Source organism: Erythrobacter mangrovi, from assembly GCF_013260645.1.
GTDB classification, from domain to species: Bacteria; Pseudomonadota; Alphaproteobacteria; order Sphingomonadales; family Sphingomonadaceae; genus Qipengyuania; species Qipengyuania mangrovi.
Genome location: NZ_CP053921.1, coordinates 2077770 through 2090330 on the forward strand (window position 1 = coordinate 2077770; position 12561 = coordinate 2090330).

At 59.0% G+C, this 12561-nt stretch carries 7 protein-coding genes; 2 read left to right on the forward strand and 5 right to left on the reverse strand.

Annotated elements, in window-relative coordinates; all coding sequences use genetic code 11:
• Positions 1-3: 3 nt before the first annotated feature.
• The 5 genes from HQR01_RS10575 to HQR01_RS10595 form a co-directional block, all read right to left on the reverse strand.
• Entirely contained in the window at positions 4-900 is an 897-nt protein-coding gene (locus HQR01_RS10575; protein WP_173214836.1) for an HNH endonuclease, read from the reverse strand.
• Positions 897-2615, reverse strand: coding sequence for an RNase H family protein (locus HQR01_RS10580; protein WP_173214837.1), 1719 nt, complete (start codon positions 2613-2615; stop codon positions 897-899). The genes HQR01_RS10575 and HQR01_RS10580 overlap by 4 nt, the downstream gene beginning before the upstream one ends.
• Before the next feature lie 248 nt (positions 2616-2863).
• A complete protein-coding gene (gene lepA / locus HQR01_RS10585; RefSeq protein ID WP_173214838.1) occupies positions 2864-4681 on the reverse strand; it encodes a translation elongation factor 4 in 1818 nt (605 codons plus the stop codon).
• A gap of 51 nt (positions 4682-4732) precedes the next feature.
• Positions 4733-6925 (reverse strand): putative bifunctional diguanylate cyclase/phosphodiesterase, encoded by a 2193-nt coding sequence (locus HQR01_RS10590; protein WP_173214839.1) that lies wholly within the window; start codon positions 6923-6925, stop codon positions 4733-4735.
• A 105-nt stretch (positions 6926-7030) separates the two neighbouring features.
• Complete coding sequence (locus HQR01_RS10595) at positions 7031-9259, reverse strand: EAL domain-containing protein (protein ID WP_173214840.1); 2229 nt, start codon at positions 9257-9259, stop codon at positions 7031-7033.
• 202 nt (positions 9260-9461) lie between these two features.
• On the opposite strand from HQR01_RS10595, the gene HQR01_RS10600 reads away from it, so the two are divergent.
• Both HQR01_RS10600 and HQR01_RS10605 read left to right on the forward strand, forming a co-directional pair.
• Positions 9462-10772: an FAD-dependent oxidoreductase gene (locus HQR01_RS10600; RefSeq protein WP_173214841.1), complete on the forward strand. Its 1311-nt coding sequence runs from the start codon at positions 9462-9464 to the stop codon at positions 10770-10772.
• An 85-nt stretch (positions 10773-10857) separates the two neighbouring features.
• A complete protein-coding gene (locus HQR01_RS10605; protein WP_173214842.1) occupies positions 10858-12546 on the forward strand; it encodes a PHA/PHB synthase family protein in 1689 nt (562 codons plus the stop codon).
• The last annotated feature ends 15 nt before the right edge of the window (positions 12547-12561 follow it).

Here is a 12561-nt window from a genome sequence, read left to right on the forward strand (position 1 = left end):
AGTCTAAGCGTCGAAGCCGTGAAACTCCCTGTGCCATGACAGGAACTGTGGATGCGGCCGGTATGCTTCCACATCGGGCGCCTTCAGTTTGCCAGTAGGATTCAAGACTGCCTCAACACCCTCGCGGTCATTCACCTTGCGATGAATGATGATTTCGAGATTGTCCTTGAAGCCGATCAGCCCACGGTCGAACATCCAATGAGCAGTCCCCGATAGCGCCAGCCCATTGCGCACGCTGTCCGGCCCGCCATGCTCAACTGGGCGGATGTGCGCAGCCTGTGCTTCCAAGCGACCGCCACCATTGACCAGCTTCCAGCCTGTTACCGCACACCGGCCATCATAGGCGTGCATCACTGCACGCCGGAACGCCCGGTCGCGGAATGGCTTGGAGACCAGTGACTGGACGATGGGCCGCTCAATTTCGAACGGGGCCTGATGCTCGCGGGCGCGATTCTCGTCGACGACTTCTTCGTCGGTGCGAGGCAGGAAGTCCTCATCCGGGAGTCCAAACGAAATGATGCGCGCAAAGTCCGAATGCGACAACGGGCGGACTGCCGCTTGTGCACGACCAGAGATTTTACCGACTTCGTTTAGAAGGCCGCTCTCAATGGGCAACCCATCAACCCGAAAAGGCACCTGCTCGGAGAAGTCAAGAAAACTCCCAGTCTCGATCATTGCGAGGAAATGATCGGTTCTCCTTGCATCTGGGATAATTTCAGCAATCTTGGCCACCGCAAAATATCCGCGGGAGTTTTTGACTTTCCCGGACTCTAGATAGATGATCCAATCACCGACCAATCGCTCGGCGCGACTGAGATAGATTTTCGGAAACTGGTAATGCACTTCGGGAATGTCGTCGTAGATTGACCCATCCTTGTGCATGAAAACGCCGAAGGTCATTGCTTTGCCGACTTAGTTGCAGCGAATGAAGCCTGCGCCTTCGCCATCAGGTCTGCCTGGTCATTATGTGGATCACCGGAGTGTCCCTTCACCCAGTCAATTCGAACCTTGCGACCTGTCGAAGCAGCTTCAAAGCGATCCCAAAGGTCCGCGTTCGCTTTCGCGATTTGCTTGCCGTTCGCAGTCCGTTCGACATATTGACTATCAGTGCGAATTACCAGGGGTCCCTTCGCATAATGCTCAAGTGCTTTTACAACAGCTAACAATTCCATTCGATTGTTCGTAGTTGATATTTCGTATCCAGACCCAGTTACGTCGCTGCCGTGAGTGACAAATGCCCAACCACCGGGGCCGGACGAAGTAGCACCCGACTTCTTCGAGCGACATATAGAGCCATCAGTTGAAACCGTGATAGACTTAGCGCTTACGTAGCGACCATCGACTTTAACTATTCTAGGGAGCTCATCGAACGTTTTGATGGGCACATCCGCAACCAAGCGCACGCCCCAAAGCCGCCTTTTACCCCTGTCATCAAGAGGGGCGCATTGCTCTCGAAAAAATCTTCTGAAATTCAGAAGCTCCTCGTCGATTTTCGCGTCAAGATCAAAGAATGTGCTTCGAGAATTGCAGTATGCAAACGACTGAGCCCACCCCGCAATAATGCGATCTACCAACTCCAGCGTCTGAATGTAGCGACTTTTGGCCGCGAAACTGTCACTACGCGCTTTGACGTCCTTGATCGCTGTGCGACCCGCCGCAAACTGCGCCCTGATTTTTTGGAGAAGTTCTTGTCTGGCTGCACGGGCCGGCTGCCAAAGTCCTGGCTCTATTTGATGGCCAAGAAAGATGATTTTCTCAGAAACTGCCCCGTAGTCCGCCTTCGCAGGATCACATTTTTCGCTGAATGGATTTTTGCAGTCGAGATTGAGCTCCTTGAGGGTTTGGACTGCTTGCCCGAAAACCGACCTGACCAAATCCTCACTCTTTCCTAGTATGACAAAATCATCGATAAATCGAACGCATACCGTCTCGTCACTATTCAACTGCTGATCGAAGCCGGAAAGCAATATGTTGCCAAACAAGGCTGACAGTGGGGACCCTTGCGCGACTCCCTCCTCGTTAGTCGGAAACACCGATCGATTTTCTCCGAGTGCAGTCTCGTTTGCCAAGGTAACTGTCGTCGCCTGATCAATCAGGGATAGAAACCTCTGATCAGATATTTGTTCGCGCATGTAGCCAATAACGGCCCGCCTAGGAATGTGATCGAAAAAGCCTGAAATATCTGATCGGACGAAATATGATTTACCATCCTCAAAGGCATCCAAAATTAGCTTGATGCCGTGAGGAACACTGCGATTTGGCACGCCTCCAACGCTGGTTGCGCACGAGTTAACATCTTTTACAAATTGACATCTGGTTTGCAGCGTATCGAGGATCGCGCGTTCGACAATTCTATTTCTTACAGAAGCAAGGACAATCCCTCGTTTCTTACCGCCTGCTTTGGACTTCAGAATTCCCGTTTGATAGTCGAATTCGAATTTTCCGTTTCTGAGAAGAGATTGGATTGAACGAATATTACGAACAGGATCTTCGTCGAAAGCTTCAACTGCGCTTCGAGTTTCAAATGATTTTGAGCTCAGTCCGTTAGAGCGTATATGACGCCACGCGGCGAATAGGTTATTCTGTTCCGACGCTATGTCGAAGAGTTTACCCATCTACTCCGCTCTCTGGTAGGCGATGCCGGACCCTCGCCTCACCTCTACAGCGTCCTATTGCTTGCCGGGACCTAAGTCAGCTACGCCTTCGTCGGCACCCCAGTGTCCAAGCTCGGCACTAACCCAAACAAGCTAATCACTGTAGCCGTGGCGCTCATTGAGTGCCCCAACCCTGTGGCCAGCTCAGCGAGTTCAAAATAGATGGTTTGCTCTCAAGATCAAGGGAATGGCAGCGCCGCTACCGGGGATTACTCCTCCCCCATCCGCAGCGCAGCAATAAACGCCTCCTGCGGGATACTCACATTCCCGTATTCCCGCATCCGCGCCTTGCCCTTCTTCTGCTTCTCGAGCAGCTTCTTCTTGCGGGTGATGTCGCCGCCGTAGCACTTGGCGGTCACGTCCTTGCGCAGCGCAGCGATGGTTTCACGGGCGATGATCTTGCCGCCGATCGCGGCCTGGATCGGGATCTTGAACAGGTGGCGCGGGATCAGGTCCTTCAGCCGTTCGCACATGCCGCGGCCGCGTTCTTCCGCCACGCTGCGGTGGACGATCAGCGATAGCGCGTCGACCGGCTCGTTGTTGACGAGGATGTTCATCTTGACGAGGTCGCCCTCGCGCAGGCCGATCTGTTCGTAATCGAAGCTGGCATAGCCGCGGCTGATGGACTTCAGCCGGTCGTAGAAATCGAACACCACCTCGTTCAGCGGCAATTCGTAGGTCACCTGCGCGCGGCCGCCGACATAGGTCAGGTCGGTCTGGATGCCGCGGCGGTCCTGGCACAGCTTGAGGATGCTACCGAGATATTCGTCGGGCGTGTAGATCACCGCCTTGATCCACGGTTCCTCGATCACCTCGATGCGGTTGGTGTCCGGCCAGTCGGCCGGGTTGTGCAGCATGATCGACTTGGCATCCTCGTTCTTCGTATGGCTGAGCTGGATGCGGTACTCGACCGAGGGCGCGGTGGTGATGAGATCGAGATCGTATTCGCGGCTGAGGCGTTCCTGGATGATCTCGAGGTGGAGCAGGCCGAGGAAGCCGCAGCGGAAGCCGAAGCCCAGCGCGGCGCTGCTTTCCATCTCGTAGGAAAAGCTGGCGTCGTTGAGGCGCAGCTTGGCTATGGATTCGCGCAGCTTCTCGAAATCGGCGGCGTCGACCGGGAACAGCCCGCAGAACACCACCGGCTGCACTTCCTTGTAGCCGGGCAGCGCGCTGGTCGCCCCGCCCTTCACCGTGGTGATGGTGTCACCCACGCGGGCCTGTTCGACTTCCTTGATCTGCGCGGTGATGAAGCCGATCTCGCCCGGGCCGATTTCGGGCAGGTCCACGCGCTTGGGGGTGAAGGCGCCGACGCGGTCGACCAGGTGCTGGGTGCCGCCCTGCATGAACCTGACCTGCAGGCCCTTCTTGATGACCCCGTCGATCACGCGGACGAGGATGACCACGCCGAGGTAGGGATCGTACCAGCTGTCGACCAGCATGGCCTTGAGCGGGGCGTCGCGATCACCCTTGGGCGGGGGGATCTTGGCGACGATCGCCTCGAGCGTTTCCTCGATGCCGATGCCCGACTTGGCGGAGGTGAGCACGGCTTCGGAGGCGTCGAGGCCGATGATGTCCTCGATCTCGGCGCGGACCTTGTCGGGCTCGGCCGCGGGCAAGTCGATCTTGTTGATGACGGGGACGATTTCGTGGTCGTGCTCGATCGACTGGTAGACGTTGGCGAGCGTCTGCGCCTCGACCCCCTGCGCGGCGTCGACCACCAGCAGCGCGCCCTCGCAGGCGGCGAGGCTGCGGCTGACCTCATAGGCGAAGTCGACGTGGCCGGGCGTGTCCATGAGGTTGAGCTCATAGGTCTCGCCATCGCGCGCGGTGTAGTTGAGGCGCACGGTCTGGGCCTTGATGGTGATCCCGCGTTCTTTCTCGATGTCCATGTTATCAAGGACTTGCTCGGACATCTCGCGCGCGGTCAGCCCGCCGGTGTGCTGGATCAGCCGGTCGGCGAGCGTCGACTTGCCATGGTCGATATGCGCGATAATGGAAAAATTGCGGATCTTGGAAAGGTCAGTCATCGCGCCGCCCATACAGGCGGCACGCAAAGCTGTCAGCAGGCAAAGATCGCCTCAGGCAGCCTGCTGAGCGGGTGCGTTGGCGGACAACTTGAATTGCGCGAAGGACGGGTTCGATTCCAGCCCCTGCGCCAGCGTGTAACGACCTGGCGGGAGTGCTTGTAGCGGAACACCGGCTGCAGCGAGTTCATAGGGGCTGACGCGATGCCGCGTACACAGACCCCCTGCCCCGTCGTCGACCAGCTCCTGTTCGAATTCGACGCCCTGGGTATCGTCCATCGTCCGCCGTACCGAACACACCGCCAACTGGCCCTGCCCGAAGTCGAGCACGAACATCGTCCCGATCGGCACGTCTTCCAGACCCTGGATCATCGCCCCCGTGCGCGAGAGATTGCGCAACGTGACGTCGTAATAGTGATCCTCGTGGATCAGCCCGATCTTGCGGAAGACAGTGCGGCGACTTGCCCGCTGGATGCCGGAATCCGTCGGTGCAAGAATCCACTCGCCTTGCGCTATCTCTTCCAGCACCTGCTCGTTCGACATGGCGCCCGAGTAAACGAAACCGCAGACTTGATTCACACCCAGGCGCTTGAGCTCTTCCATTAGTCCCATGGCGTGTACGCCCGAAGCGACGATCTCCATCCCCATCGCACCGCCGAGAGCAACCACCGCTCGGACGAGCTCGAGATCGCCAAGTTCGCTGCCCAGCACCGGTTCGAAGAAGTCAGCCCCGATCTGCAACGCGTCGAACGGCGCGCGGCGAAGGTAGCTGAGCGAGGACAGGCCGGTCCCAAATTGATCGAGCGTCAGGCGCACACCCAGCTTGAACAACGCGGAAAGCGTCTTGTCGACCTTTGCCGGGTCGCCGAGCAGCACCGATTCCGGCAGTCGTAGCTCGAGCCGCGCCGGATCTAGCCCTGTAGACTCCAGCACTTCCCCAACGCCTTCGACAAATCCGTTGGCATCGAACTGAACCGGGCTGACATGCAGCGCGACGCGCAGATCGTGTTCCCACCGAACCGCATCCTCGCAGGCCTTGCGCAAACCCCATTGTCCAATCGGGATGATCAGGCGGCTTCCCTCCGCGACGGGTAAGAATGTTTCCGCTTCGACCCTTCCGCGCTCCTCGTCCGACCAACAGTATTGCGCTTCGAGCGCAATTACCCGGCTGTCGGACAGATCAACCACCGGCTGGTATTCTAGCGTGAAGTGACCGGCTTCTATTGCTTCGGCCAAGTCCTCTTCCATCCGCTTCCGCAGGTTGGCTTCGTGTTCGAGATCGGCAGCGTAGAAGCGGAATTGGCCGCGGCCGCCATTCTTCGATGCGTACAGAGCGAGATCGGCAGCCCGCGTCAGTTCGTCGCGCTCAACGCCATCGTAGGGCGCAATTGCGATGCCGACCGAACAGCCAATCGAACAGCGGCCTTCTTCGACCGAATAGGGCTGCGAAAGGATTTGGATGATCTTCTTGGCAATCTCACCCAGCTCGCCGCGGTCGTCGACATCGGGGATCAGCACCTGGAATTCGTCGCCGCCCAGACGGCCAATCTCGCCGCGTCCGGCGACAGCCCCACGCAAACGGTCTGCCACCTGCTGCAACAACTGGTCCCCGGCCGCGTGACCAAGCGTATCATTGACCTGTTTGAACCGGTCGAGGTCGAGCATCATCAACGCCGCCGCACGCTTGGCCGCGCGGAAGGCGTGAAGGGTTGAGTCGATCCGCTGCTCCATCCGGTGCCGGTTGGCCAGTCCAGTGAGCGAATCGAACTTGGCGAGGCGATTGGCCTCTTCTTCGGCGCGGAACTCGTCCGTTACGTCGACGGCGCTGCCCCGGAAACCTCGAAACTCACCTTCCCCGTCGTACAGGGGGCGACCGGAAAGGCGGAGGACCACGTCAACCGAATCCCGGCTTGCTTGCACAGCTAACCCGGCAAAGCTCTTGCGCGTTCCAAGCCTGAGCCCGAGTGAGCGACCGTCAACTTCGCCTTCGACGGGAATAAAAAGTTGCTGGATTGGCTGGTCGAGGACTTGTTCGGCAGCAAGGCCGAGCGCGGATACGATCCAATTGCTGAGGTAAGTGGTGCGCCCCGCGCCGTCGGTCGTCCAAAACCCAAGAGAACCGCTTACCTCGATATCTTCGACGATCGCCACTTTGTCCGCGGCGGAAACGCTCACGGGAGAGGGCTCGCAGGGGACCTGCACGCCCTTCTTGCCTTTGAAGAAATCGGAGAAGGGCATCGCCCCCATGTTCACCAAGCCTCGATTACCAACGCTGCTACCTGTCCATGGCTAAGCAAGATTGGTTAGTTTTACCCTAACAGACAGGCTTACCTGTCGCGAAAAAATGCCTTCCTACATCCCCTGCCGCCCGTGACGGCGCGACGCGCTTGGATCGATTTCGACGAAGGCCTTACCCTTCCCGCCTGCCCTCAGTTCGGCCTTGAGCAATTCATAGGGATCTTCCGGCAGGCTCGCGAGCGGCCGTCCGGCAGCCTCTATCTGGTACGGAGAGACCCGATGGCGCGTGCACAGCCCGTCAGCGCCATCACTGATCAGCGGCGTCTCGAACTCGACACCCTGCATATAGCCCTCAGAACGACGGACCGTTGCCACGGCGAGTTGCCCACCTCCCAAGTTGAGCACCATCGTCGTTTCCAACGGCACATCGAGCAGGCCTTCAATCATGGCTCCCGTCTTTGACAGGTTCCTCAGCGTAACGTTGTAGCTGTGATCCGCATGGATAACGGAGATCTTGCGATACACTGCGCGGCGCTCGGCACGGTACTTATCCGGACCGCGCGGTTCGTAGCTAAGTTGCCCGCTGGCAAGCCGTTCAAGCAGTTCTTCCTGCGGTATCGCGGGCGAGAAGATATAACCCTGGACAAGGCTGGCGCCGCGTTCCGCCACGAGGTTGAGTTCATCCTTCGTCTCGACCCCCTCGGCGACGGTTTCCATATTGAGGGATTGAGCCAATGAAACGATCGCGCTCATGATCGCCGGATTGTTGTTGCCCTTCTCCGTGGCGCCACGAACGAACGACTGGTCGATCTTGATCTTATCGAACGGCGCGTGTTGCAGGTAGCTGAGCGAACTGTAGCCGGTCCCGAAATCGTCTAGCGCGAGGCGGACGCCGGTTTGCTTGAGTTCTTCGAACATTGCCTGAGTCCGGTCGGTATCTCCCAGGAAGACACTCTCGGTGATCTCCAGTTCCAGCCTGTGCGCTTCGAAACCTGTCTCCATGAGGATTGACTTGACGATTTCGGGCAGATCGTCCCGCGCGAATTGCACGGCCGATACATTGACGGCCACGCGTAGCTCCACGGGCCATTCCTTCGCCTGGCGGCACACCTCGCGGATCGCCCATTCGCCAAGCCCGTTGATGATCCCCAGATCCTCGGCGACCGGGATGAACTGGGACGGCGGGATGAAGCCGCGATCAGGGTGCTCCCAACGCATTAGCGCTTCGAGGGATTTGAGCATATGCGTCTTCGAATCGACGATCGGCTGGAAGAACATCTTCAGCTCGCCATGCTCCAGGGCATCGCGAAGATCCTCTTCGATCTGGCGTCGGTGCTTCGCGCTGTCGGTCAGGTCGATATGGAAGAAGCGATACTGGCCCCGGCCACCCCCCTTTGCCGCATAGAGGGCGAGGTCGGCGGCTTTGACGAGCTCATCGACATCAACCCCGTCATAGGGCGAAACAGCGATGCCCACCGAAGTACCGATCACCGCGCGAGAACCATTGAGCTGATAGGGTTGCGAGATCATCTGGATCAGCTTCTGACCGATTTCGCCCAGGTCGCCACGATCATCCATGTCGGGCAGGATGATCTGGAATTCATCGCCACCCAATCGGCCGATCTCACCCTTTTCACCGATGACCTTTTCGATCCGGCGGGCGACCTGTTTGAGCAGTTCGTCCCCGGCAGGATGCCCAAGTGTGTCATTGACGGCCTTGAAGCGATCAAGATCCATCATGAGCAGCGCACAGCTGCGCTTTGAATTGCGGAACGCCTGGAGGATCGACGTCAAGCGCTTGTTCATCCGGTGGCGGTTGGCCAATCCGGTGAGTGAGTCATATTGCGCCATTCGTTCGGCATCGCGCCGAGACTGGAACGTTGTCGTGATGTCCTTCGCGCTGCCACGGTAACCAACGAAGTCCTGCCTCTCATCAAACTGGGGCTTACCGGCGATCTCCCACCAACATTCGCCCTTCCCCATCGCCAGGCGAACGGGAAGTTGCGAAATCGAATTGCGTGCGCCGAGCAGGAAGTTGAGAGGTCGCTCGGTACTCTGGCCGCATTCTTCGTCGGTCTCCGGCACAAACAGGGCTGTCAGTTGCTTGCCAATGACCTCTTCGACCGGACATCCGAGTTTCTTTGCGGCATTGTCCGACAGGTAGATTACGCGTCCCTGCTTGTCCGTCGCCCAGAACCAGCCGAGTCCGGCATTCTCGAAACTGTCGAGGAGCTCGACACGACGTCGCGTGTCGGCTGCACCAATCGGACGGAGCTCCGATTCCGCGGCATCGCCGTCCAGTCGTGCCTTGGCGCGCGCCCCACGCGCAAAGAACCCTACCATTGGCAGCCTCTATACTCCGACCTGGAGGGAATCCCTCAACCCACTCTGCGTTTGTCCTTAAGCGGTTAGTGGGAAAAACTTTCCAAACGCATAACCATGCCTCTCAAGCCTTTCGATGCGGCTTCCAGCAGGTCGTGCGTGCTTGTGACGTCTTGCGTAGGAGCTATGCTGCTTTACAGCGTCTTGCGGGGAGAAGTGCTGGATGCGCCATATCGCGATCGTGGGCTCAGGCCCTGCGGGTTACTACACTGCCGAGGCAGCGGTTAAGAAATGGGGTGACGACGTCAGGGTTGATGTATTCGACCGCTTGCCTGTGCCATACGGGCTCATCCGCACGGGTGTCGCGCCCGATCATCAGTCCATCAAGGGCGTTTCTCGTCGATACGAAAAGGTCGCCCTATCGGACAATGTCCGCTTCGTCGGCAACGTCGCGGTCGGGAGCGATGTTACGGTCGACGAGCTCAAGGACCTCTACGATGCGGTTATCTTCGCCACCGGCGCACCGAATGATCGGGAACTGGGCCTTCCTGGCGACGAATTGGGCAACGTCTTCGGCAGCGCCGCCTTCGTCGGATGGTACAACGGCCACCCACAGTTCGCGAAGCTGGATCCCGACCTGTCAGGCAAGCATGCGGTGGTCATCGGAATGGGCAACGTCGCGCTCGACGTAGCCCGCATCCTGTCCAAGGAGCGCTGCGAATTCGACGGATCGGACATCGTGCATCATGCACTCGAAGCCTTGTGCGCATCGAAGATCCACACGGTGACTATCCTCGGTCGCCGCGGACCTCACCAGATCATGATGACGCCCAAGGAGCTGGGCGAACTGATGCACCTCAACAAGGCAAGTCCAAGGGTCGAGAGCGCAGACTTGCCTCCGCTCGACGATGACGCGATCCTCGAACCGGGCCTGCGCAAGTCGGTTACCCTGCTGCGGGATTTCGCCGCGATTCCCGAAAGCATCCATGGCGAAAAGCCGATCACGATAGAATTTGACTTCTTTGCCAGTCCCGCTGCCCTGCATGGCCGGGACGGCAAGGTTGTGGAGATCGAGGTCGAGCGCACGCGGGTCGAAGCGGGCCGCGCCATCGGTATGGGCGAAACCTACCGGATGCCTGCTGATCTGGTGGTGAGCTGCATCGGCTATCGCAGCTCGCCGATCGAAGGCGTTCCATTCGACGAGCGCGCCGGGCGCTTTGCCAATGACGAAGGCCGCATACTTCCTGGTCTCTATTGTGTAGGTTGGGCCAAACGCGGTCCATCGGGCACCATCGGGACAAACCGACCTGACGGGTACTCGGTGGTCGATCTGGTCGATGAGGATCTCGTTGGCGGTGCGCCAAAGCGCGGGCGTGCCGGATTTGACGAACTGGCCGCCGCGCGTGGGATCGATGTGGTGACCTTTCGCGACTGGCAGAAGATCGAAGAGGCCGAGGAGGCTGCTGCTCGCGCAGGTGCCCCGCGCGAAAAATTTACCGATGTTGCCAGTATGATAGCGGCGCGGAGGACGTAGCAAGCGGCTTGCATTCGGCACGACAGACTCGCATGAATTCCCGGCCGGTCCAGCTCCACATAGACACCCGAAGGATACCCAACCGATGACCAAGCTCGCAGACGAAGCCGCCCAGTCCACCAGTGCGCTCGGTCCGCTTGTCGGCCTGACGCGAGAGGATATCTTCGGTGCCGTCGCGGTCATGCTGCGCGAAACCGCCTCGGACCCGCAGCGCTTGATGAAACACGGGCAGGCGATGGGCGAGGACATGATCAAGATCATGACCGGGAAGAGCGAGTTGGCGCCAAACCCCAAGGACAAGCGCTTCCAGGACCCGGCGTGGCAATACAACCCCTTCATGCGTGCCGGGATGCAGTACTACCTCGCGGTACAGAAGGGCGCCGCTCGCTGGCTGGAGGATCTCGAACTCGACGAACTCGAGAAGGATCGGGCAAGGTTCATCTCGAACATCATCATCGACGGCATCGCGCCCACCAATACGCTGGTCGGCAATCCGGCGGCGCAGAAGATGGCCATCACCAGCGGCGGACTCAGCCTGATCAAAGGCCTCAAGAACGCCTATGACGACATGGTCCACAACAAGGGCATGGTTAGCCAGGTCGACAAGAAGCCCTTCAAGTTGGGCGAAAACGTCGCCACCTCCAAGGGCTCGGTCGTGCTGCGCACCGACATGATGGAGCTGATACACTATGCGCCGACCACCGACGAAGTGTATGAAATCCCGCAGCTGACCATCCCGCCGCAGATCAACAAGATGTACATCAACGACCTCAGCCCAGAGAAGTCGGTGGTGAAGTACCAGCTCGACAACGGCATCCAGACCTTCGTCATCAGCTGGAAGAACCCCAGCAAGGACCAGGGTCACTGGGACATGACCGACTACGTCAACTCCTGCCGCGAGGCGATGGAGGCGGTCAGCAAGATCACCGGCTCGAAGAAGGTCAACGTCTCGGCCGGATGTTCGGGCGGCCAGACGGCGACGATGCTGGCAAGCAAGCTGGCTGCGGACGGGGACGACCTGCTCGGTACGCTGACGCTGATGGTATGCGTGCTCCACCCCAAGCAGAACGATATCGAAGCCGGATCGCTGATTTCCGACAATGGCCTTGCGCTGGCGCGTCGGCGCGCGGCGAAGAAGGGCATCATCAAGGGCGATGACCTCGCGCGTGGCTTTGCCTGGCTGCGGCCCAATGACCTGATCTGGAACTACGTCATCAACAACTACCTGCTTGGCCAGGATCCGCCCGCCTTCGACGTGCTGTTCTGGAATGCCGATGCGACCAACCTTTCAGCCGCATTGATGGGCGACTTCCTGACGATCTTCGAAACTCTCGCCTTCACCAGGAAGGGCGAGGTGGAGATGGTCGACCACAAGATCGACCTCAGCAAGGTTACCAGCGACCTGTTCATCCTTGGCGGGGTGACCGATCATATCACGCCGTGGAAGGCGACCTACCGCTCGACGCGGCTGTTTGGGTCGAAGGACATTACCTATGTCCTCAGCCAGTCGGGTCATATGCAGGCGATCCTCAACCCGCCGGGGAACCCCAAGGCCAAGTACTACATCCAGTCCGACGCCAAGAAGAAGCTGCCCGAAACCGCCGACGAATGGCTCAAGGGCACCGAGGAAATGGCCGGCAGCTGGTGGCCATACTGGATGGAATGGGTCCAGGCCCGTTCAGGTGGGAAAAAGGCAGCGCCTGCGAAACTGGGGAACAAGGCCTATCCCCCGCTGGACCCAGCCCCGGGTCTCTACGTTATGGAGCCTTGCTGAGCATTTCCGGCCAAG